The organism is Streptomyces sp. NPDC002817, from assembly GCF_053592055.1.
Genome location: NZ_JBSFUY010000019.1, coordinates 125,238 through 146,838, shown reverse-complemented (window position 1 = coordinate 146,838; position 21,601 = coordinate 125,238). Strand labels below are relative to the sequence as shown.

Sequence of the window (21,601 nt, the reverse complement as noted above, 5' to 3'; positions counted from 1 at the left end):
CCGCAGAGCGCTACGCGTCCCGCATCAACTCCGCCAGCTGCTTGTCCAGGTCGAGCTGAAGATGCTCCAGCCCCACCGGCACCAACTCGGCCGTGGCCTGCAGGAACCGCCGTACCTCCCCCGAACGCACATGCACGACGGCCGTGCCCTCGGGCGCATGGAACTCCAGAACGGTGCGGTCGTAGCCGTACGGCCGCACCCGCACGTCGCCGTGCCCCTCGGCGGTCTCCAGGCCCGCCGTGAGGAGCTCGCGGGAGAAGGTCCAGCAGACCTCCACGCCCTCCAGTGTGGCCGGAGCCGGGAAGGTCATGCGGACGGCGAACGGATCGCGCCGGTCGTAGTGCAGCGTGGCGGGAATGCTCGGCATCCGCGGCGCGGCGGCGACGAGACGGGCCTCAACGGGCTGCTCGATGACAGTGGACAACGCGTTGCTCCCTAGTGACGGCTGGACTGACTTCCGGGCGGATGGGGCCGGGTACTGGTAGAGACGACGGAATCGGCCAATCCGTGTACACGAAAGTCGAGTGACCTCGGTCACCGTTTTTCATGCACGCAAGTGGCGCAGACCACCTTCCGTGCCGCGAGAGGCACTTGTGGCGACCCCCGCCCCGTCCGGCGGCGGTCTGGACGGCCACGGACGCGTGGACTAGCTTCGCCCGCCATGAGGCGCATGGGGAGCACGCGACGTACGCGAAACAGGGGACGCACCGGCAGACGGCTCGCCGCGGGGGTGGCGTGCGCGGCGGCGCTGGCCGCGCTGACGGCCGTACCCGCACAGGCACAACCGCAGCACCGGGCGCCGCACTGGGAACTCAAGGACAGCGGGACCCCGGAGGTGCGCTTCCGCGGACTGTCGGCCGTCAGCCGGACCACGGCCTGGGTCTCCGGCACGCAGGGGACCGTCCTGCGCACCACGGACGCAGGCGCGACCTGGCGGAACGTCTCTCCGCCCGGCGCCGGCGAGCTCCAGTTCCGGGACGTCGAGGCGTTCGACGCACGCCGGGCCGTCGTGCTGGCCATCGGTGAGGGTGAGGCGTCCCGGGTGTACCGGACCGACGACGGCGGGGCGACCTGGACCGAGTCCTTCCGCAACACCGACGCCCGCGCCTTCTACGACTGCCTCACCTTCCTCGACCGCAAGCACGGCCTGGCGATGAGCGACCCGGTGGACGGGAAGTTCCGCATCCTGTCGACGAGCGACGGCGGCCGTTCCTGGAAAGTGCTGCCGAACGACGGCATGCCCGCCGCGCTGGAGGGCGAGGCCGGGTTCGCGGCCAGTGGTCAGTGCCTGGTCGGCTCCGGCCCGAAGGACGTCTGGCTGGCCACCGGCGGAGCGGCACGCGCACGCGTGCTGCACTCCTCCGACCGCGGCCTGACCTGGACGGCCACCGACACACCGATCCCCGCGGGCGACCCCGCCAAGGGCGTCTTCGCGCTCGCCTTCCGCGACCGTACCCACGGCCTCGCGGTCGGCGGCGACTACCGCCCCGACCAGGCGTCCCCGCAGGCCGGCGCAGTGACCCGGGACGGTGGCCGCACCTGGCAGCCCTCGACGACACCGCCGCCCGCCTACCGCTCGGGCGTCGCCTGGCTCCCGTACAGCCGCACCGCCGCCCTCGCGGTCGGCCCCACCGGCACCGACCTGACGACGGACGGCGGCCGCACCTGGCGCACGGTCGACACGGGTTCGTACGACACCGTGGACTGCACCCCCGACCTCGGCTGCTGGGCGGCCGGAGAGAAGGGGCGTGTGGCCCGGCTGGAGAGCTGATCCGGAATGTGGGTACCCGACCGCCGAGCGCGGAAGGAGTGAGCCCACATGCCACGTGGTTCGAGCCCGAAGAGGGAACGCCAGTACGAGCAGATCAAGGAGAGCGCCCGGGACCGCGGCGAGAGCAAGAAGCGCGCGGAGGAGATCGCCGCGCGGACGGTCAACAAGGAACGCGCCCGCTCCGGGGAGTCCAAGACCGCGAGCCGCACCTCGACCCAGGACATGTCGTCCGGGAAGAGGGGCGGTCAGCGGTCCGGCAAGGGCTCCCAGGGCCCGACCTACGACCAGCTCTACGAGGAGGCCAGGCGTCGCGACATCAGCGGTCGTTCGGGCATGAACAAGAGCCAGTTGCAGCGGGCGCTCGGCAAGTGACCCTTCAGGAGGGCGACTCGCGGTACCGCGCCAGCTCCGGCGCGGTCTTCGTGGCCGTGAACTCGGTGATGCGGTAGGCGCAGACGCCGGCCGTGACGAACGGGTCGGTCGCCGCGATCTCCTCGATCCGCGCGCGGTCCTCCGCGACGGCGAGGATCACCCCTCCGTCGCGGGGGTTCTTGCGCCCGGAGGCGAGGAAGACACCCCGCTCGTACTGTGCGTCGAGCCACGCCACATGTGCCTCCAGCAAGGCGTCGACCTGATCGAGCGGGGCGGTGTAGGTCAGCTCCAGAACGAACATGATCGCGAGCCTACGCCGACGTACGCTCGTCCCACCATGAGGACCGTAAGCATTCCCGCGGGCTGGCCCGCGACCGAGGAGCAGGCCCGCGCCGTCCAGGACGAGTTGCGGACGAAGGTGGTGCTCGACGAGCCGGGCCCGCCGCCCGGCACGGGGCACGTGACCGGAGTGGACGTGGCCTACGACGACGAGCGGGACGTCGTGGCGGCCGCGGCGGTCGTGCTGGACGCGGCGACCCTCGACGTGGTCGCCGAGGCCACGGCGGTCGGCCGGATCTCCTTCCCGTACGTCCCCGGTCTGCTCGCCTTCCGCGAGATCCCCACGGTCATGGCCGCGTTGGACGCCCTCCCGTGCCCGCCCGGCCTCGTCGTCTGCGACGGCTACGGCCTCGCCCACCCCCGCCGCTTCGGCCTCGCCGGCCACCTCGGCGTCCTCACCGGCCTCCCCACGATCGGCGTCGCCAAGAACCCCTTCACCTTCGCCTACGACGACCCGGACACCCCACGCGGCAGCGCCTCCCCGCTCCTCGCGGGCCCCGAGGAGGTCGGCCGCGCCCTGCGCACCCGCGAGAGCGTGAAGCCGGTCTTCGTCTCGGTCGGCCACCGAGTGAGCCTGGACAACGCCTGCGCCCACACGCTGGCGTTGACACCGGCATACCGCCTTCCGGAGACGACCCGCCGAGCGGACTCACTGTGCCGGAGGGCGCTGAAGGAGGCGACGCAGGCACTCCGAGCCGGTGACCTGGGAGGGCGGCCTCCTGGAGGCGGCGGCGCAGGTGCCGGGCCGGATGGCGGAGATCGACGCCGCGCTGGAACCGGCGGGGGACCGTGAGCGGTGGCACCGGGGGCGCGAAGTGTTCGACCTGATCCGTGGACGCGAGCCGCAGACGGGCTCGGGGTGGAGCGGGAACTGCTGTACCGCCTCGCCGAGGTGGTCGCCAAGGTCGTTCACCACGCGGCTGGGCCACCGCCGTACTTCGACCGCGAAGCGGGATGGCAGATCGGCCCCGTCGCCCGCCGCATCGCGCCCACCGCGCAAGATCCCCATCGGATCGAGGTGTTGCTCGGACCGGCCGACTGAGTACCCGATCTGAGTATCCGTACGGATGTGAGCGCCCTGCGGTGATCGGCAGGCTGTGCCCCATGACGACGCACCGCATGCCCCGGCACCGCTCCCCGAAGCCGCTCGCCGACCCGAACCGCCCCGTCGAGCGGGCCGTGATGGCCGCGCTCATCCTGGCCGTGCTCGCGGGGCTCGCGTGGATCTGCGGGATGATCTACACCGTGGCGACCTGGCCGCTGTAGGGCGCTGTCACCAGCGCTGTCAGCGGCTTTTGGCCACTCGGAAGACGATCCCCGCGCGCTGCAGCCGTTCGGTCAGCGCGTCGCCCATCGCCACCGCCGTGGTGACCTGACCGGAGGTGGGCGGGAGGTCGTCGAAGGCCAGGGCCAGGGCCGCCTCGGCGAAGATCTTCGCCGTCTCGTCGTAGCCCGGGTCGCCGCCCGCCACCTCGGTGAACACCTGACGGCCGCCGCCCTCGCCGACGAAGCGGATCCTGAACCAGCTCTTGGCGCGCTTCTCGGCGCTCGGCCCGTCCCCGGGCTTGAGCCGGTCGGACAACCAGCGTCGCGCGGGCGGCAGTTGGGCCGCCGCGAAGAGCGCGCCCACGGCCGCGACGCCACCCACCGCGATCGGCAGTCGGCGTACGGCCGCGTAGTGGCGGTAGCGGAAGTCGGGGCCGTAACGTTCCAGCGCGCGGGCCGACCGCCCCACGATCTGCGGGTCGATCGTCGGCAGCGGCAGCGCCCACGAGCCGACCTCCCCGACGTACCGCGGGGCACCGCTCGGGGTCGACGCCCGCCGCCCCACCAGCCGCGGCTCGTGCCGACCACGGTCCCGCGCGGCGGCGATCATCTGCCGCCCGCGCGCGAACTGGCCCAGCGCCGAGGCGAACGTACCGCCCGAGAAGGTCGCGTCCGCCGTCACGAACCCGTCCACCCTGAGCGGCACCCCTTCCGGCAGCTGCCGCACCGTGAAGTACACGCCCAGGTCGTGCGGCACCGAGTCGAAGCCGCAGGCGTGCACCAGCCGCGCACCGGTCTCACGCGCGCGCGCGTCGTGCCGGACGTACATCCGGTCCACGAACTCCGGCTCACCGGTGAGGTCGAGATAGTCCGCCCCGGTCTCCGCGCAGGCCGCGACGAGCTCCTCGCCGTAGGTCACATAGGGGCCCACCGTCGTGGCCACCACGCGCGCGTGGTCGGCGAGCGCCCGCAGCGAGGCCGGATCGGCCACGTCCGCCCGCAGCACCCCGACCTCCGCGCCGCCCGGCAGCCGCTTCCGCAGCGCCTGGAGCTTCTCCTCGCTGCGACCGGCGATCGCCCAGCGCAGTCCCTCGGGCGCGTGCGCGGCGAGGTACTGCGCGGTGAGCGTCCCCACGAACCCGGTGGCTCCGAAGAGCACGATGTCGTAAGGACGCTCCGACCTGTTCAGCCTGCTCATGACACCCCTCGGTTCCGCACCACGCGCCGTTGTCGGTGGCCGAGGCTAGCGTGAGGGGTGCGGAGCCCGACGACGAGGCCGGAGGTATGCGGTGGCCGTGCCCAAAAATGCCCTGAAGAAATGGGAAAAGGTGCGCGACTTCGCGCTCGGGATGCCGGGCGCCGTCGAGGAGTTCCCCTGGGGTGAGTCGGTCGCCAAGGTCAACAAGAAGGTGTTCGTCTTCCTCGGCGACGGCGGCTATCCGCTCGGTGTCACGGTGAAGCTCAAGGACGACGCGGCGCATGCGCATGCCCTGACCTGCCCGGGCGCCGAACCCGCCGGGTACGGCCTGGGCAAGGCGGGGTGGGTGCGCGTCCCGCTGGAGGAGAAGGGCGCCCCGGCCGCGGAGCTGCTGTGCGACTGGGTGGAGGAGAGCTATCGCGTGATCGCGCCGAAGCGGCTGATAGCGGAGCTGGACGCGCAGTGAGAGGCTGATTGTCTAAGCGCTTGCTCGTTCAGGTCTTGTGCCCGGTGGAACAGGTTCTTAGCATCACTGGTGTTACATCGGTTGTGTCACGCCAATGGGGGCTGGATGACAACGGCAACGACGCCAGGGCAGGGCCCGCTGACCGGCGTGCGCGTACTCGAGCTGGCGGGTATCGGGCCGGGCCCGTTCGCCGCCATGCTCCTCGCCGACCTGGGCGCCGACGTGGTCCGCGTGGACCGGCCGGGCGGACCCGGGCTCGCCATCGACCCCGAGTCCGACGTCACCAACCGCAACAAGCGCTCGGTGATCATCGACCTCAAGGCCCCGGACGGCGCCGCCCGCGTCCTCGACCTCGCCGAACGCGCCGACATCCTGATCGAGGGCTACCGCCCCGGTGTCGCCGAGCGCCTCGGCATCGGCCCCGAGGCCTGCCACGCCCGCAACCCGGGGCTCGTCTACGGCCGGATGACCGGCTGGGGGCAGGAGGGCCCGCTCGCCCAGCGCGCCGGCCACGACATCGCGTACATCGCCCTCACCGGAACCCTCGGCATGATCGGCAGCCCCGACGCGCCCCCGCCGGCCCCGGCCAACCTCCTCGGCGACTACGCGGGCGGCTCCCTCTACCTCGTCGTAGGCGTCCTCGCCGCCCTCCACCACGCGCGCGCCACCGGCGCCGGACAGGTCGTCGACGCCGCCATCGTCGACGGCACCGCCCACCTCTCGGCGATGATCCACGGCATGCTCGCCGCCGGCGGCTGGCAGGACCGGCGCGGCGCCAACCTCCTGGACGGCGGCTGCCCGTACTACGGCACCTATGAGACGGCCGACGGCAAGTACATGGCGGTCGGACCGCTGGAGCCGCAGTTCTACGCGGAGTTCGTACGCCTGCTCGACCTGGAGGAGCACTCCGGGGCCCGCAAGGACTGGACCCGCTGGGGCGAGCTGCGCGAGGCCGTCGCCGCCCGCTTCACATCCCGTACGCGGGACGAATGGACGGCCGTCTTCGACGGCACGGACGCGTGCGTCGCCCCCGTCCTGACGCTGCGCGAGGCCCCGCACCATCCGCACCTCGCCGCGCGCGCCACCTTCACCGACCACGGCGGCCTCACCCAGCCCGCGCCCGCCCCGCGCTTCTCCGCGACCCCGACCGCCGTACGCACCGGCCCCGCCCGACCCGGCGCCGACACCGGGGACGTGGCGCGCGACTGGGACGTACCCGATCTCCTGAAGGGCCTCGATCCGGACGGCCCCGCGACGAAGGGCCCTGAATGAAGCGGCAGATCTTCGCCCCCGAGCACGACGCGTTCCGCGAGACCGTGCGGGCCTTCCTGGCCAGGGAGGTGCAGCCGTACTACGCGCAGTGGGAGAAGGACGGCATCGTCTCGCGCGAGGCCTGGCGCGCGGCCGGCAAGCAGGGGCTGCTCGGGCTCGCCGTGGACGAGGAGTTCGGGGGCGGCGGCAGCGCCGACTTCCGCTACAGCGCCGTCCTCGCCGAGGAGTTCACGCGCGCGGGCGCACCCGGGCTCGCTCTCGGCCTGCACAACGACATCATCGGCCCGTATCTGACCGGCCTGGCCACCGAGGAGCAGCGGCGGCGCTGGCTGCCCGGCTTCTGCGACGGCACCCTGATCACCGCCATCGCCATGACCGAACCCGGCGCCGGCTCCGACCTCCAGGGCATCCGCACCCACGCCGAGGACCGTGGCGACCACTGGGTCCTCAACGGCTCCAAGACCTTCATCTCCAACGGCATCCTCGCCGACCTGGTGATCGTGGTCGCGAAGACGACCCCCGAAGGCGGCGCGCACGGCCTGTCGCTGCTCGTCGTCGAGCGCGGCATGGAGGGCTTCGAGCGCGGCCGCAATCTCGACAAGATCGGCCAGAAGGCGCAGGACACGGCCGAGTTGTTCTTCCACGACGTGCGCGTGCCCAAGGAGAACCTCCTGGGCGAGCTCGACGGCGCGTTCGTCCACCTGATGACGAACCTCGCCCAGGAGCGCCTGAGCATCGCCGTCTCCGCGATCGCCGCCGCCGAGCACCTGCTGGAGATCACCACGGAGTACGTCAAGGAGCGCGAGGCCTTCGGCCGGCCGCTGGCGACCAAGCAGCACATCCGTTTCGAGATAGCGGAGATGGCCACCGAGTGCGCCGTCACCCGCACGTTCCTCGACCGCTGCATCGAGGATCACTCGAACGGGCAACTCGACGCCGTCCACGCCTCCATGGCCAAGTGGTGGTCGACCGAGCTGCAGAAGCGGGTCGCCGACCGCTGTCTGCAACTGCACGGCGGCTACGGCTACATGAGCGAACATCCCGTCGCCCGGGCCTTCACCGACGGCCGCATCCAGACCATCTACGGCGGGACGACCGAGATCATGAAGGAGATCATCGGGCGTTCCCTGCTCGGCTGAAAAGCTCTTCCGCACGGCTGACCCTCACCCCCGAAAGGCCTCCCAGTGAGCACCGAAGCGTACGTGTACGACGCGATCCGCACCCCGCGCGGTCGCGGCAAGGCGAACGGCGCCCTGCACGGCACCAAGCCCATCGACCTGGTCGTCGGACTCATCCACGAGATCCGCGACCGATTCCCGGGCCTGGACCCGGCCGCCATCGACGACATCGTGCTCGGCGTGGTCGGCCCCGTCGGCGACCAGGGCTCCGACATCGCCAGGATCGCCGCCATGGCCGCCGGACTGCCGGACACCGTCGCGGGCGTACAGGAGAACCGCTTCTGTGCGTCGGGGCTCGAGGCGGTCAACATGGCCGCCGCCAAGGTCCGTTCCGGCTGGGAGGACCTGGTTCTCGCGGGTGGCGTGGAGTCCATGTCCCGGGTGCCGATGGCCTCGGACGGCGGCGCCTGGTTCAACGACCCGATGACCAACCTGTCCGTGAACTTCGTGCCGCAGGGCATCGGCGCCGACCTCATCGCCACCATCGAGGGCTTCTCCCGCCGGGACGTCGACGAGTACGCGGCGCTGTCGCAGGAGCGGGCGGCGACGGCCTGGAAGGAGGGTCGCTTCGACCGTTCCGTCGTGCCGGTGAAGGACCGCAGCGGCCTGGTGGTGCTGGACCACGACGAGTACATGCGCCCCGGCACCACCGCCGACTCCCTCGCCAAGCTCAAGCCGTCCTTCGCGGACATCGGCGACCTGGGCGGCTTCGACGCCGTCGCCCTCCAGAAGTACCACTGGGTCGAGAAGATCGACCACGTCCACCACGCGGGCAACTCCTCGGGCATCGTCGACGGCGCCTCGCTCGTCGCGATCGGATCCAAGGAGGTCGGCGAGCGCTACGGCCTCACCCCGCGCGCGCGGATCGTCTCCGCGTCCGTCTCGGGCTCCGAGCCGACCATCATGCTCACCGGCCCCGCCCCGGCCGCCCGCAAGGCGCTCGCCAAGGCCGGGCTGACCATCGACGACATCGACCTCGTCGAGATCAACGAGGCCTTCGCGGCGGTCGTCCTGCGCTTCGTGAAGGACATGGGCCTGTCCCTGGACAGGGTCAACGTCAACGGCGGCGCCATCGCGCTGGGCCACCCCCTCGGCGCGACCGGCGCGATGATCCTCGGCTCGCTCGTCGACGAACTGGAGCGCCAGGACAAGCGGTACGGCCTCGCCACGCTCTGTGTGGGCGGCGGCATGGGTATCGCCACCATCGTCGAGCGCATCTGACCCCCCTCCCGACGGATCACACGGAGCACCTCCACATGAGCACTGAGTCCACCACCATCCGCTGGGAACAGGACCGGTCCGGCGTCGTCACCCTCGTCCTCGACGACCCCTCGCAGTCCGCGAACACCATGAACCAGGCGTTCCGCGACTCCCTCGCAGTCGTCACCGACCGCCTGGAGGCCGAGAAGGACTCCATCCGCGGCATCATCTTCACCTCCGCCAAGAAGACCTTCTTCGCCGGCGGCGACCTGCGCGACCTCATCCGGGTCACCCCGGAGACCGCGCAGGAGCTCTTCGACGGCGGCCTCGCGATCAAGCGCGACCTGCGCCGCATCGAGACCCTCGGTAAACCGGTCGTCGCCGCGATGAACGGCGCGGCCCTCGGCGGCGGTTACGAGATCGCCCTCGCCTGCCACCACCGCATCGCGCTGGACGCGCCGGGCTCGAAGATCGGCTGCCCCGAGGTCACCCTCGGCCTGCTCCCGGGCGGAGGCGGCGTCGCCCGCACGGTCCGCCTCCTCGGCATCGCCGACGCCCTGCTGAAGGTGCTGCTCCAGGGCACCCAGTACACCCCGCAGCGCGCCCTCCAGAACGGCCTGATCCACGAAGTGGCCGCCACGCAGGAGGAACTGCTCGCCAAGGCCCGCGCCTTCATCGAGGCCAACCCCGAGTCGCAGCAGCCCTGGGACAAGCCCGGCTACCGCATCCCCGGCGGCACCCCCGCCCACCCCAAGTTCGCGGCCAACCTCCCCGCCTTCCCGGCCAACCTGCGCAAGCAGACGGGCGGCGCCCCCTACCCGGCCCCGCGCAACATCCTCGCCGCGGCCGTCGAGGGCTCCCAGGTCGACTTCGAGACCGCCCAGGTCATCGAGGCGCGGTACTTCGTGGAGCTGGCGGCCGGTCAGATCTCGAAGAACATGATCCAGGCGTTCTTCTTCGACCTCCAGGCCGTCAACTCCGGTGCCAACCGCCCCAAGGGCATCGAGCCGCGGCCGGTCCGCAAGGTCGCCGTCCTGGGCGCCGGGATGATGGGTGCGGGCATCGCCTACTCGTGCGCCCGCGCGGGCATCGACGTCGTTCTGAAGGACGTGTCGGCGGAAGCGGCCGCCAAGGGCAAGGCCTACTCCGAGAAGCTCTGCGCGAAGGCGGTCTCCCGGGGCCGTACGACACAGGAGAAGGCGGACGCGCTGCTGGCCCGCATCACACCGACGTCCGACCCTGCCGGCGTCGCCGGCTGTGACGCGGTGATCGAGGCCGTCTTCGAGAACCCCGAGCTCAAGCACAAGGTGTTCCAGGAGATCCAGCACGTCGTCGAGCCCGACGCGCTGCTGTGCTCCAACACCTCCACCCTCCCCATCACGGTGCTCGCCGAGGGCGTGGAGCGCCAGAGCGACTTCATCGGGCTGCACTTCTTCTCGCCGGTCGACAAGATGCCGCTCGTCGAGATCATCAAGGGCGAGCGGACGGGGGAGGAGGCCCTGGCCCGGGCCTTCGACCTGGTGCGGCAGATCAAGAAGACGCCGATCGTCGTGAACGACTCGCGCGGCTTCTTCACCTCCCGGGTCATCGGCCACTTCATCAACGAGGGCGTCGCGATGGTCGGCGAGGGCATCGAGCCGGCGTCCATCGAGCAGGCGGCGGCGCAGGCCGGCTACCCGGCGAAGGTGCTGTCCCTGATGGACGAGCTCACGCTGACCCTTCCGCGCAAGATCCGCAACGAGTCCAAGCGGGCCGTCGAGGAGGCGGGCGGTGTCTGGCCCACGCACCCCGCGGAGGCCGTCATCGACCGCATGGTCGACGAGTTCGGCCGCACGGGGCGCAGCGGGGGAGCGGGCTTCTACGAGTACGGCGAGGACGGCAAGCGTGCGCGTCTGTGGCCGGGTCTGCGCGAGCACTTCACTCGCGAGGGCGCCGAGATCCCGTTCGTGGACATGCAGGAACGCATGCTCTTCTCCGAGGCGCTCGACACGGTGAAGCTCGTGGAGGAGGGCGTCCTGACGTCCGTCGCCGACGCCAACATCGGCTCCGTCTTCGGCATCGGCTTCCCGGGCTGGACCGGTGGCGTCCTCCAGTACATCAACGGCTACGAGGGCGGCCTCCCGGGCTTCGTGGCACGCGCACGTGAGCTGGCCGAACGCTACGGGGACCGCTTCACGCCGCCGGCGCTGCTGGTGGAGAAGGCGGAGCGGGGGGAGCGCTTCGGGGACCAGTGACGGGGCGTCGGCGGGGGTTTCTTCGCCCCCGCCGCCCTTACCCGCCCGTTCCCATCCCCAGGGGCTGCCGCCCCTTCGACCCCGCTCCCAAGGGGCTCCGCCCCCTGGATTCCCGCTCCTCGAACGCCGGACGGGCTGAGACACCCAGCCCGTCCGGCGTTCGAGGACGAGGCCCTCGGGGCCGAAGCGGGGGTCTGGGGGCGCAGCCCTCTGGGACGGGTAGGGCGGCGGGGGCGAGAACCCGCCCCGGGCACCCCGTACCGCTGAGCGACACGACCCGCTTGCTCCCCGGGGGACGGAACGCCGACGCTGACCTGCGAACCGGTCCCCGTCCCCACCGAGGAGCCCCCATGGGAACCCGTCCCGCCCTCGCCTTCCTGGACATCCTCCGCGGCGAGGGCGTGGACCGGGTCTTCGGCAACCCCGGCACCACTGAACTCCCCTTCCTGGCCGCGCTCAAGGAGACCGAGGACGCCCCCGAGTACGTCCTCGGCGTGCACGAGGGCGCCGTCGTCTCGATGGCCGACGGTTACGCACGCGCCACCGGACGCCCCGCCTTCGTGAGCCTGCACGTGGCCGCGGGCCTCGCCAACGGCCTCATCGGCCTCCTCAACGCCCGCCGCTCCCGCACCCCCCTCGTCGTGACGGCCGGCCAGCAGGACCGCCGCCATCTCCAGCAGGACCCCATGCTCACCGGCGACCTCGTCGGCCTCGCGACGCCCGCGGTGAAGGCGGCGTACGACGTCCAGCACGCCCGCGACCTGCCGCTGGCGTTACGCCGCGCTTTCGCGCTCGCCGTACGCCCGCCCGCGGGACCGGTGTTCCTGTCCATCCCCATGGACGTGTTCGCCGAGGACATCGAGGTCGAGGTCCCGGCCCGCACCCCGCCGCCCCCGCCAGGACCGGCCCCCGGCATCGAACGCGCCGCCGTCCTGCTCGGCGGCGCGGCCCGCCCCGCGATCGTCGCCGGCGACGGCGTCGGCCGTGAGGACGCCGTCGCCGCCCTGGTCCGCGCGGCGGAGGCCTGCGGCGCGACCGTGCACCACCAGCCCATGGCCGACTGCCTGAACTTCCCGACCACCCATCCCCTCTACGCCGGGATGCTGCCGCCCCGCCACGACGCCATCCGCGCCGCACTCGCCCCGCACGACGTCCTGCTGATCGCCGGCGCCCACGCGTTCACGCCACACCACTACACCCCGGGCCCCGCACTGCCGCCCGGCGTCACCGTCGTCCAACTCGACTCCGACCCCGACGAGATCGGCCGCAACTTCCCCGCCGAAACCGGGCTGGTCGGCGCCCTCGGCCCCTCCCTGCACCGCCTCGCCGACCTGCTGCGCGAACGCGTGCCCGCCCACACCGCCAAGGGCCGCGTCCTGCGCACCGGCGAACAGCACGCCGCGGACCGAGACCGCGCCGAGTCCGCCGCCCGGGCCGCGTACTCCCCGGCCCCGCTCGCCCCCTGGGCCGCCGCCCACGCCGTCGCCCGGGGTCTGCCGCCCGGCGCCGCGATCGTCGAAGAGGCCATCACCGTAGGGCTGTTGCTCCGCCGTCTCGTACGCCTGGACCGCCCCGGCAGCTACACCCACACCGTCGGCGGCGGCCTGGGCTGGGGCATCGGCGCCGCCGTCGGCCGCGCGCTCGCCGAGCCGGGACGCCCCACGATCGCCGTACTCGGCGACGGCTGCGCCCTGTTCGGACTCCAGGGACTGTGGAGCGCCGCCCGCCAGTCGTCCCCCGTCCTGTTCGCGGTCATGAACAACGGCGCCTACCGCACCCTCCAGGACACCTACGAGGCGATGGGCGGCCAGGGCCCGTGTCCCGGCACCGAACTCGGCCCCTTGGACTTCACTCGTGCGGCCGCCTTCTTCGGGGTCGACGCGGTCCGCGCCGAGAGCGCGAAGCATCTGCGCGAACTGGTCGCCGGGGCAGGGAACTTGAAGGGTCCACTGCTGGTCGACGTACCACTGAAGCAATGAGCCGCACCGCGGGGGGAACCGCGCCTGCTACCGAGGCGGTGATCCGCCACTCACAGCGACGCACACCTTGCCACCCGCACACCCAGGCATCACCATTCGGTCCATGACGGACGACGGTCCTCTGCCCAAGTCGGTGCTCGCACGCGGAGTGACCCTGCTGCGTGCCTGCGGGGACTCCGGGACCGCCCTCACCCTCGCCGAACTCGCCCTGCGCACCGGGCTGCCGAAACCCACCGCGCACCGGCTGATCGGCGAACTGGTCCGGCTCGGCCTGGTCGAGCGCACCCCCGACGGCCGCTACCGCATCGGCCTGGGGCTCTTCGTCCTCGGCCAGTCCGCGCCGTCGGTGTGCGAGCTGCGGGACGCGGCGCTGCCGTACCTGGGCGACCTGCACGAGGCCACCCACGAGAACGTCCACCTCGCCGTCCCGGACGGTACCGACACCCTGTTCCTGGAGAAGATCACGAGCCGCCGCGCCACCCCGATCGTCTCCCGCACCGGCGGCCGCCTCCCCGCCCACTGCACCGCCACCGGCAAGGTCTTCCTCGCCCTGGACCCCCGACCGCCCCACCGCGCCCTGCACCGCCTGACCCCCCGCACCCTGGTCCTCCCGGGCCAGCTGGCCCGGGACCTGGCGCTGACCCGCGCCCGGGGCTTCGGCGTGAACCTGGAGGAGGCCGAGATCGGCGTCTCGGCGGTGGCGGCCCCGGTCTACGCCCACGACCGCGACCCCCGCCCGATCGCCGCGATCTCGGTGACAGGCGGCACCCGCCGCCTGGACGTGGACCGAGTGGGCGCAAGGGTCTGCGCTGCGGCAAGGGCCCTGACCCGCGCCCTGTCGGCATGAGCGAACGGCGGATCCGTCCCACCTCCGCGCCACAAGAGCGCAGGTGACAGAGGGCCGGCGTGGGTCACATCTGCCGATTACCGGGACGTCGACGCCCCCTGCTGCATCGCCACCGCCAACGCGTGCTCCGTCAGGTGCGCCCCGTGCACCTCCCCCGTCACCCGGCCTCGCACGAAGACCAGCACCCTGTCGCACACCTCCGTCAGTTCCGCCAGGTCCGTCGACGCGATCAGTACCGCCGCGCCGCCCGCGGCCAACTCGCCCACGATCCGGTGCATTTCGGCTCTTACGCCGACGTCCACGCCCCGTGTCGGATCATCGAGGACCACGATCTTCGGGTCGGTCGCCAGCCACTTGGCGAAGACGACCTTCTGCTGGTTGCCGCCGGACAGTCGCGCCACCACGTCGTGCGGACCGCCGCGCAGCCGCAGCCGTTCGGTCAGTTCGACGGTACGGCGGACCAGTTCCGCCCGCGACGGCGCGATGCCGCCCCGCCCGAGCCCCAGCCAGCTCACCGACGTCGTGTTCTCCCACACCTCCCGGTCGGCCATCAGCCCGTACCGCTTCCGGTCGCTCGGCACGAAGGCGACCCCCGACCGCACCGCGTCCCGCAGCGAGTGCGGCAGACCGCGGCCGCCGACGTCCACCCGGCCCGCGGAGATCGCCGTACGGCCGCACACCACCTCCAACGCGCTGAGATGGCCCGCCCCTTGAAGCCCTGCGACCCCGACCACCTCACCCGCCCGGACCGTGAACGTCACGTCCGCGAGCCTGCCCGGCACGCTCACCCCGGACAGCACCACGGGCGGCGGCAGATCGACCACGGTCCGCGTTCGGCGTGCCTGCTGCTCGGGCCGGCCGCCCAGCATCGCCGTCACCAGTTCGGGCACGTCGACCTCCTCGCGGCGCACCCCGGCGAGTGCGACCCGTCCGTCCCGCAGCACCGTCACGCGCTGCGCGAACCGCATCACCTCCTCCAGGAAATGGGTGACGTACAGGACGGCGATACCCCGCCCGGTCAGCGTGCGCAGGACCCCCTCCAGGCGGTCGACGGCGGCGGCCGGCAGGGCCGACGTCGGCTCGTCGAGGATCAGCAGCCGGGGGCGGCGCAGCAGGGCCCGGGCGATCTCCGTCAACTGCTGGTCGGCGAGGGGCAGTTCACCGAGCTCGGTGCCGAGGTCCACGTCCAGGCCCAGCTCGGCGAGGACCGGCCGGGCCGCCCGGTCCATGGCGCCCCGGTCGAGCAGGCCGAGGCGGCGCGGTGGACCGTGGGGGAAGAGGTTCTCCCGGACGGTGAGGTCGGGGAACAGGCTCAACTCCTGGGAGACGGTGGCGATCCGGGTGTCCTTCGCCAGCCGCACCGCCCCCTCCTCCGCCGTCAGCGTCCCCGACACGATCCGCACCAGCGTCGACTTGCCCGCACCGTTCTCGCCGACCAGCGCATGAACCTCGCCGCCCCGCAGCCGGACCCCGGCCCCGTCCAACGCCCTTACCCCGCCGTACGACTTGACCAGGCCCTGGGCCGCGAGGATGTCGCCGTGCGCCATCTCAGCGCGCGTCCTTCAGGGGCCGCAGCTGTCCCTCCTGGTCGCCGAGGAGCTTGTCGATGGTCGGCCTGTACCAGTCGTAGGCCGCCTCCGAGGACTTCTGCCGGGTGATGATCTCGTCGATGTTGGAGGAGTCGACGACCCCGCCGGGGGAGAGGAACCAGCCGTCGGGCAGCTTGCCGTCGTTCTCGCGCACCGAGTCGATCAGGATCGCCGTGGACAGATAGCCCTTGAGGAAGTGCTGCGGGTCGATGGCGACGAAGTTCGAGCCGTCCTTGACCGCGTCGAGGGTCTTGGGGTCGACGTCGAAGCCTGCCGTCAGCCACTTCCCCTTCTCCGACTTCTTGATCTTGGCGAGGTTGTAGCTGTCGGCGTCTCCGACACCGAGGAACGCCAGCGCGTCCGGATGCGCGTTGACCTGCGCCGACCAGGAGCTGTAGTTCTGGCCGGGATCGCTGTACGTCTGGAAGGGGCCGAGCACCTTCACGTTCGGTGCCTCCTTGCCGAACGTGTCCTTGATGCCCGCCGCCCGGTTGTCCAGCACCGGCGTCCCCGGGTTCGGCACCCCGATGACGATCTCGCCCTTCGGGTCGTCCCCCAGCCGCTTCAGCGCCTCCTTCGCCATCAGCTCGCCGAGCGCGTAATTGTCGTTGCCCACATAGAAGTTCACCTTGCTGCCCTCGGTGGGGGAGGTGTCCAGGGCGACGATCGGGATGCCCTTGTCCACGGCCCGGGCGGCGGGGCGGGTGAAGATCGGCGGATCCAGGTTCTCCAGGACGATGCCGTCCTTCGCGGTCGTCTGGAGGTTCTGGAACAGCTGGACCTCGGCCGGACCGTCCGTGTTGGGCGGGCCGACCGCCTGGAAGTCGACGTCCTTGGCGTGCTCCGCGGCGCTCTCGGCGCCGAGCACCATCTCGTGGGCGAAGTTGAGGGAGATGTTGGCCACCGCGATGCCCATGTCCAGCCTGCCGCCCTTGCCGCCGGACCCCTCGCTCTCACCGCACCCGGAGGCGCCCAGCAGTGCCAGGACGCCGAGGGCGGCGGCCACCGTACGGAATCGTGGATGCATCAGGGGCCTCCAAGAGCCATGTGCCGACCGGATGTTCACCGGCGCCGCCGTCCCGTGCGGCGCAGCGCGCTGTCCGCCGCCACCGCGACGAGGATCACCCCGCCGGTCGCGAACGACGTCCAGTTGATGGGTACTTCGAAGAACACGAGCCCCGCGGCCACGACCGCCAGGATCATCGCCCCCGCCACCGCGCCGACCACCGACCCGCGCCCCCCGGCCAGCGGCGTCCCGCCGATGATGCACGCGGCGATGGCCTGGAGCTCGTACCCCTGCCCGAGGGTCGGGTCACCGGCGCCGTAGAACGCGAGGGCCAGCACGGCGGCGCACGCCGTGGTGAGGCCGGTGAGCGCCAGGGCCTGGACGCGGGTGCGCACGACCGGGATGCCGCTGAACTCGGCGGCGTCCGGATTGGAGCCGATCGCCCGCACCCGGGCCCCGAACCGGGTGCGGGTGAGCACCACGGCCAGCACGGTGACCACCGCGAGCAGGACCCACAGGGCGAACGGCACCCCGCCCGGATCCCCGCCCGCGAAGGTGAAGAACGAGTCGTCCAGCGGCAGATCGGTGATCTGCTTGCCGTCGGCCAGCGCGAGCCCGACACCCCGGAAGAGCATCAGCGTGCCCAGCGTGACGATGAACGACGGCAGCGCGAGCAGGGTCGTCACCAGCGCGTTGAACATCCCGAGCGCGATCCCGGTGAGCAGCATCACCGGCACCGCCAGCCAGGGCGCCCAGCCGTCCCGCACCAGGAGCGCCCCGACGACCAGCACCATCGCGTAGGTGCCGCCCACCGACAGGTCGACCTCACGCATGGCGAGCGCGAAGACCATGCCGCACGCCATCAGCGAGATGTAGACCGAGTTGTGGGCGGTGGACAGCAGGTTGTCCGTGTCGAAGAAGCCCGGGTACGGGATGCCGATCGCCAGCACGAGCAGCCCCAGCACCAGCAGGACGCCCAGCTCGTCCCGCACCAGGCGGCGCGGCAGCGGCCACCGCCGCCGGGGCGCGGGGTCCTGTTCGCGGGCGCGCTCGGCGTCGTCCACGGCACGCTCGGTCTCGGTCATCGGGCACGGCTCCCGTACGGCGGCAGCTGAAGGCCGCCCCTACGGGCGACTGGCCGCAGCGTCGGCCCCACGGGCGCGGGCGGCAACACGGGCGTTCCAGCGAGTGGAATGGGCTCTTGCCGGGCGCCTGACGGGTCATCACACTCACCCCATGGAGACGCGTACCGCCCTGGTGACCGGAGCGGCACAGGGCCTCGGGCAGGAGTTCGCCGTAGCGCTGGCAGGGCGCGGTTACCGGGTCGCGGGGTTCGACCTCGTCCCGCAGCCACAGACCGCGGGCCGGGTCCTCGACTACGTGGAACTGGTGGGAGACGTCACCGACGAGGAGGTCGTACGGGCCGAACTGGAGCGTGTCATCGACCGGTTCGGCACCCTGCACGTCGTCGTCAACAACGCCGGCGTCTACCCGTCGAAGCCCTTCGAGGAGACGACCGCCGAGGAGTGGCGGCACGTCCTGCGCGTCAACCTGGAGGCCCCGTTCCTGGTGACGCAGGCCGCACTGCCCTATCTGAAGGCGGCCGGGTGGGGTCGTGTCGTCAACATCGCCTCCGCGGCCGTGTTCACCGCGCCGCCCACGATGGTCCCTTACGTCGCCTCGAAGATGGGCCTGATCGGCTTCACCCGCGCACTCGCCGCCGCGCTCGCCCCGTACGGGATCACCGTCAACGCCATCGCGCCCACCATGGTCCGCACCGCCACCGCCGAACGGACGGTCGGCGCGGACGGCGGCTTCGCGTTCGTGCGCGGCCGCCAGGCCGTCGCCCGCACCCAGGAGCCCGCCGACCTGGTCTCGACGCTGCTGTACGTGGTCGACGAGGGCAGCGGCTTCCTGACCGGGCAGACCCTCAACGTGTCAGGAGGATCAGCCTACTTGTGAGGGGCCGGACGAGGGCGGAACCCATTCGCTGAGTTCCTCCTTCAACGACCGCTGGAAGGTGGTCAGCAGCGCCTGCACCACGATCGGATGCATATGGGCGGACAGCGACCTCACGTCCCGCGTGTCCCGCTCCGACACCTCTCCCCGGAACAGCTCCGCCAACTCGTGCGCCGCGGCCCGCGCATGCTCGACGAGCACGCCGCGCGCCGCGAGGATCGACTCCAAGGACAGCGGTACGTCGAGCAGTTGGACTCCGAGCCGCAGCAGCCCCGAGTCGAAGTGGTAGCCGTCGCCGTCCGGCCGTACGACGTTCATCGCGGCCAGCCGCTCCACGTCCGTGTCGGTGAGCGACCGTCCCGCCCGCTGCTCCAGCTCCAGGCGTGTCGCGCTCTGTGCGGTGTCCGGCGCCCAGGAGGCCACGACCGCACGGTGGATCGCGAGGTCGTGCGGGCTCAGGCCCGGCGGCAGCTGCCGCAGATACCGCTCGATCGCCGCCAGCGTCATCCCCTGGTGCTGGAGCTCCTCGATCAGCGCGAGCCGGGAGAGGTGCTCCTGCCCGTAGTGCCCCACCCGCCGCGGACCGATCACCGGGGGCGGCAGCAGCCCCTTGGTGCCGTAGAAGCGGACCGTGCGGACCGTGACGCCCGCCCGCGCGGCCAGCTCGTCGATCGTGAGGTCGGTCGCGTCGATCTCGGTGGGTTCGGTCGTCATGTGCAGCAGTATCGCTGTCCCACCAGTGCTGTGAAACCTCGCGGGCACCCCTGACGATCACGCATGTCGATCATGTGAGACGTCCCGCTGTGTGAGGTCCGCCACCGCGTGACCGGTGCGGTGGCCCCTTGGTCTGTGCCTCCACCGAGCGCACAGGCCATACGTACGTCCGGACACCCGTGCGCGATCCGCTCGGGCGCACCAGAGAGCGGTACCACCCGTGAGCAGGGACGCCGTGGACACGGCACAGGCCGCCCGCCCCACCCTGGCGGACGGGACGCCCGCGGACGCGGGCGACGCCGGCTACGGCAAGGACCTCAAGGCCCGCCACGTCAACATGATCGCCATCGGCGGCGCGATCGGCACCGGCCTCTTCCTCGGCGCCGGAGGGCGTCTCCACCACGCGGGCCCGGCGCTCGCGATCGGCTACCTCGTCTGCGGGATCTTCGCCTTCTTCGTGGTCCGCGCCCTCGGCGAGCTCGTCCTCCACCGCCCGTCGTCCGGTTCCTTCGTGTCGTACGCGCGCGAGTTCCTCGGCGAGAAGGGCGGGTACGCCGCCGGCTGGATGTACTTCCTGAACTTGACCGAGGACCGGGAGCCGGCCGACCTCGGCGAACAACCCGAAGCCCACTGTCAGTGGCAGCGCCTACGGTGGCGTCATGTCGGAGATCACTTACATCCGGGGTGACGCCACCACGCCGTCGGTGACGGGCGTCAAGGTGATCGCCCATGTCTGCAACGACATCGGGGGATGGGGAAAGGGCTTCGTGCTCGCGCTGTCGCGCCGCTGGCCGGAGCCGGAGAAGGAGTTCCGCGCCTGGCACCGAGGGCGCGCCGGGAACGACTTCGGGCTGGGCTCGGTTCAGTTCGTGCGGGTCGAGCCCTACGTGTGGGTGGCGAACATGGTCGGGCAGCGGGGTATACGCACCGGCAGCAAGGGCGTGCCGGTGCGCTACGAGGCGATCGACGCGGCACTGGAGAAGCTCGCGGCGAAGGCCACGGAACTCGACGCCTCCGTACACATGCCGCGGATAGGCTGCGGACTGGCCGGAGGCAAGTGGTCCCGTGTCGAGCCGCTCGTCAGGGAGCGGCTGGTCGGGAAGGGGATCGCGGTCACGGTCTACGACCATGGGGAGGGCCGGAGTTGAGCAGGGACACCGACGTTCTGGTACTGGGCGGCGCGGGCGTCGACACCATCGTGTACGTGCCGGAGCTGCCGTTGCCGTACGCCGACAGCTACATGATCGACTCCGGGATCCGCACCCGCGCGGGCCAGACCGGGGACTTCGTCGCCGTCGCTCTCAGCTCGCTCGGCCTGCGCACCCACCACATCGACATGCTCGGCGACGACCCCGAGGGCGACCTCGTCCGCGCCCTGCACCGGGACAAGGGCATCGCGCTCACGGCCGTCCCGCAGCCGGCCGGCACCAAGCGCGCGGTCAACCTCGTCAGCCCCGACGGCCGTCGGCTGTCCCTGTACGACACCAGCCGCGGCCACGCCGACGACCGCCTGCCGGAGCCGACCGTCCGGGAACTCGCCACGGCCAGCCGGCACGCCCACGTGTCGATCACCCAGCCCTGCGCCCACGCCCTGCCCGCCCTGCGCGACTCCGGCGTGAGCATCTCGACCGACCTGCACGACTGGGACGGCGAGAACCCCTACCACGAGCCGTTCGCGTACACGGCCGACGTGGTCTTCCTCTCCGCCACCGCCCTGACCGACCCCGAGCGCACCATGCGCCGCATCGTCGAACGCGGCCGCGCCGAGGTCGTCGTCGCCACCGCCGGGGCCGAGGGCGCGTATCTGCTGGCCGACGACGAGCTGACCCGGATCCCCGCGGTCACACCGCCCGCGCCGGTGGTGGACTCCAACGGAGCGGGCGACGCCTTCGCGGCCGCGTTCCTGTACGGCAGGCTGACCGGCGAGCCCCCGCACCGGTGCGCCCTGTACGGCGCGGTGGCCGGCGCCCACGCCTGCACGGTGCCGTCGACGGAGACGGACGCGATCGACCGGGACGCCCTCCACGCCCGTGCGGCCGGACTGTCGCCCGCGGAGGAGTCGGGTACCCGAGCCGTGTGAGGCAAGGTGCGCCGGATCGGCCCCTTGTCCGCCCTGTCGTGGCCGGCCCGGTCCATCACGGGCAGCGCGGCTCGTCGGAGCCCGACCTGGTCGGGGCGGCCCACACCTCGACCGGGGTCGAAGGATGAGAC

At 72.0% G+C, this 21,601-nt stretch carries 22 protein-coding genes and 1 pseudogene; 16 read left to right on the top strand and 7 right to left on the bottom strand.

Annotation, left to right across the window (positions count from 1 at the left end; genetic code table 11):
* Positions 1-10: 10 nt before the first annotated feature.
* A complete protein-coding gene (locus ACWD3I_RS30560) occupies positions 11-424 on the bottom strand; it encodes a spore wall synthesis regulator SsgD (protein WP_365412007.1) in 414 nt (137 codons plus the stop codon).
* 246 nt (positions 425-670) lie between these two features.
* Between ACWD3I_RS30560 and ACWD3I_RS30555 the strand changes: the two genes are divergently transcribed.
* Entirely contained in the window at positions 671-1,771 is a 1,101-nt protein-coding gene (locus tag ACWD3I_RS30555) for a WD40/YVTN/BNR-like repeat-containing protein (RefSeq protein WP_365412010.1), read from the top strand.
* A gap of 48 nt (positions 1,772-1,819) precedes the next feature.
* Entirely contained in the window at positions 1,820-2,143 is a 324-nt protein-coding gene (locus ACWD3I_RS30550; RefSeq protein WP_365412013.1) for a plasmid stabilization protein, read from the top strand.
* Between the two features lie 4 nt (positions 2,144-2,147).
* On the opposite strand, the gene ACWD3I_RS30545 is transcribed toward ACWD3I_RS30550, so the two are convergent.
* A complete protein-coding gene (locus ACWD3I_RS30545; RefSeq protein ID WP_365412016.1) occupies positions 2,148-2,444 on the bottom strand; it encodes a YciI family protein in 297 nt (98 codons plus the stop codon).
* 36 nt (positions 2,445-2,480) lie between these two features.
* Between ACWD3I_RS30545 and ACWD3I_RS30540 the strand changes: the two genes are divergently transcribed.
* The 3 genes from ACWD3I_RS30540 to mmpA all read left to right on the top strand — a co-directional run bounded on the left by ACWD3I_RS30540 (position 2,481) and on the right by mmpA (position 3,748).
* Positions 2,481-3,275 (top strand): endonuclease V, encoded by a 795-nt coding sequence (locus ACWD3I_RS30540; RefSeq protein ID WP_365412018.1) that lies wholly within the window; start codon positions 2,481-2,483, stop codon positions 3,273-3,275.
* Between the two features lie 66 nt (positions 3,276-3,341).
* Positions 3,342-3,524, top strand: a complete 183-nt coding sequence (locus ACWD3I_RS30535; RefSeq protein ID WP_365412021.1) for a hypothetical protein — start codon at positions 3,342-3,344, stop codon at positions 3,522-3,524.
* 77 nt (positions 3,525-3,601) lie between these two features.
* Positions 3,602-3,748: a morphogenic membrane protein MmpA gene (mmpA, locus tag ACWD3I_RS30530; protein WP_368082973.1), complete on the top strand. Its 147-nt coding sequence runs from the start codon at positions 3,602-3,604 to the stop codon at positions 3,746-3,748.
* A gap of 19 nt (positions 3,749-3,767) precedes the next feature.
* Here the strand turns inward: mmpA and ACWD3I_RS30525 are convergent, their stop codons facing one another.
* Entirely contained in the window at positions 3,768-4,946 is a 1,179-nt protein-coding gene (locus tag ACWD3I_RS30525; RefSeq protein ID WP_365412024.1) for a saccharopine dehydrogenase family protein, read from the bottom strand.
* 91 nt (positions 4,947-5,037) lie between these two features.
* Between ACWD3I_RS30525 and ACWD3I_RS30520 the strand changes: the two genes are divergently transcribed.
* The 7 genes from ACWD3I_RS30520 (at position 5,038) to ACWD3I_RS30490 (ending at position 14,122) form a co-directional block, all read left to right on the top strand.
* Positions 5,038-5,412: an MmcQ/YjbR family DNA-binding protein gene (locus ACWD3I_RS30520; protein WP_365412027.1), complete on the top strand. Its 375-nt coding sequence runs from the start codon at positions 5,038-5,040 to the stop codon at positions 5,410-5,412.
* Between the two features lie 105 nt (positions 5,413-5,517).
* Positions 5,518-6,684: a CaiB/BaiF CoA transferase family protein gene (locus ACWD3I_RS30515; RefSeq protein WP_365412030.1), complete on the top strand. Its 1,167-nt coding sequence runs from the start codon at positions 5,518-5,520 to the stop codon at positions 6,682-6,684.
* Positions 6,681-7,823 carry an acyl-CoA dehydrogenase family protein gene (locus tag ACWD3I_RS30510; protein WP_365412033.1) on the top strand — a complete coding sequence of 381 codons (1,143 nt, stop codon included), beginning with the start codon at positions 6,681-6,683 and terminating at the stop codon, positions 7,821-7,823. Before ACWD3I_RS30515 ends, ACWD3I_RS30510 begins: the two co-directional genes overlap by 4 nt.
* 45 nt (positions 7,824-7,868) lie before the next feature.
* Positions 7,869-9,083, top strand: coding sequence for an acetyl-CoA C-acetyltransferase (locus tag ACWD3I_RS30505; RefSeq protein ID WP_365412037.1), 1,215 nt, complete (start codon positions 7,869-7,871; stop codon positions 9,081-9,083).
* Positions 9,084-9,118: 35 nt separating this feature from the next.
* On the top strand, positions 9,119-11,296 hold the full coding sequence (locus ACWD3I_RS30500; protein WP_365412040.1) for a 3-hydroxyacyl-CoA dehydrogenase NAD-binding domain-containing protein: 2,178 nt from the start codon (positions 9,119-9,121) through the stop codon (positions 11,294-11,296).
* A 350-nt stretch (positions 11,297-11,646) separates the two neighbouring features.
* Positions 11,647-13,275 (top strand): thiamine pyrophosphate-binding protein, encoded by a 1,629-nt coding sequence (locus tag ACWD3I_RS30495; RefSeq protein WP_365405930.1) that lies wholly within the window; start codon positions 11,647-11,649, stop codon positions 13,273-13,275.
* A gap of 103 nt (positions 13,276-13,378) precedes the next feature.
* A complete protein-coding gene (locus ACWD3I_RS30490; RefSeq protein ID WP_365405933.1) occupies positions 13,379-14,122 on the top strand; it encodes an IclR family transcriptional regulator in 744 nt (247 codons plus the stop codon).
* Between the two features lie 77 nt (positions 14,123-14,199).
* Here ACWD3I_RS30490 and ACWD3I_RS30485 read toward each other — a convergent pair whose 3' ends face one another.
* From ACWD3I_RS30485 to ACWD3I_RS30475, 3 genes are read right to left on the bottom strand one after another with little or no spacing between them, the layout of a single operon-like run.
* A complete protein-coding gene (locus ACWD3I_RS30485) occupies positions 14,200-15,669 on the bottom strand; it encodes a sugar ABC transporter ATP-binding protein (RefSeq protein ID WP_365405936.1) in 1,470 nt (489 codons plus the stop codon).
* Between the two features lies 1 nt (position 15,670).
* Complete coding sequence (locus ACWD3I_RS30480; protein WP_365405939.1) at positions 15,671-16,738, bottom strand: sugar ABC transporter substrate-binding protein; 1,068 nt, start codon at positions 16,736-16,738, stop codon at positions 15,671-15,673.
* 35 nt (positions 16,739-16,773) lie between these two features.
* Positions 16,774-17,802 carry an ABC transporter permease gene (locus tag ACWD3I_RS30475; protein WP_365405942.1) on the bottom strand — a complete coding sequence of 343 codons (1,029 nt, stop codon included), beginning with the start codon at positions 17,800-17,802 and terminating at the stop codon, positions 16,774-16,776.
* 151 nt (positions 17,803-17,953) lie between these two features.
* Here ACWD3I_RS30475 and ACWD3I_RS30470 point away from each other — a divergent pair, with 151 nt between their 5' ends.
* On the top strand, positions 17,954-18,679 hold the full coding sequence (locus ACWD3I_RS30470; RefSeq protein ID WP_365405944.1) for an SDR family NAD(P)-dependent oxidoreductase: 726 nt from the start codon (positions 17,954-17,956) through the stop codon (positions 18,677-18,679).
* Here the strand turns inward: ACWD3I_RS30470 and ACWD3I_RS30465 are convergent.
* On the bottom strand, positions 18,665-19,390 hold the full coding sequence (locus ACWD3I_RS30465) for a MerR family transcriptional regulator (RefSeq protein ID WP_365405947.1): 726 nt from the start codon (positions 19,388-19,390) through the stop codon (positions 18,665-18,667). The genes ACWD3I_RS30470 and ACWD3I_RS30465 overlap by 15 nt on opposite strands.
* A gap of 220 nt (positions 19,391-19,610) precedes the next feature.
* Between ACWD3I_RS30465 and ACWD3I_RS30460 the strand changes: the two are divergent.
* From ACWD3I_RS30460 to ACWD3I_RS30450, 3 genes and pseudogenes are all read left to right on the top strand, one after another.
* Positions 19,611-19,970: pseudogene (locus tag ACWD3I_RS30460) on the top strand (amino acid permease); the annotation flags it as partial.
* A 79-nt stretch (positions 19,971-20,049) separates the two neighbouring features.
* Positions 20,050-20,538 carry a macro domain-containing protein gene (locus ACWD3I_RS30455; RefSeq protein ID WP_365405950.1) on the top strand — a complete coding sequence of 163 codons (489 nt, stop codon included), beginning with the start codon at positions 20,050-20,052 and terminating at the stop codon, positions 20,536-20,538.
* The gene (locus ACWD3I_RS30450; protein ID WP_365405953.1) at positions 20,535-21,470 is read left to right on the top strand and encodes a PfkB family carbohydrate kinase; all 936 of its coding nucleotides are present in this window, start codon (positions 20,535-20,537) and stop codon (positions 21,468-21,470) included. The genes ACWD3I_RS30455 and ACWD3I_RS30450 overlap by 4 nt, the downstream gene beginning before the upstream one ends.
* Positions 21,471-21,601 lie beyond the last annotated feature (131 nt).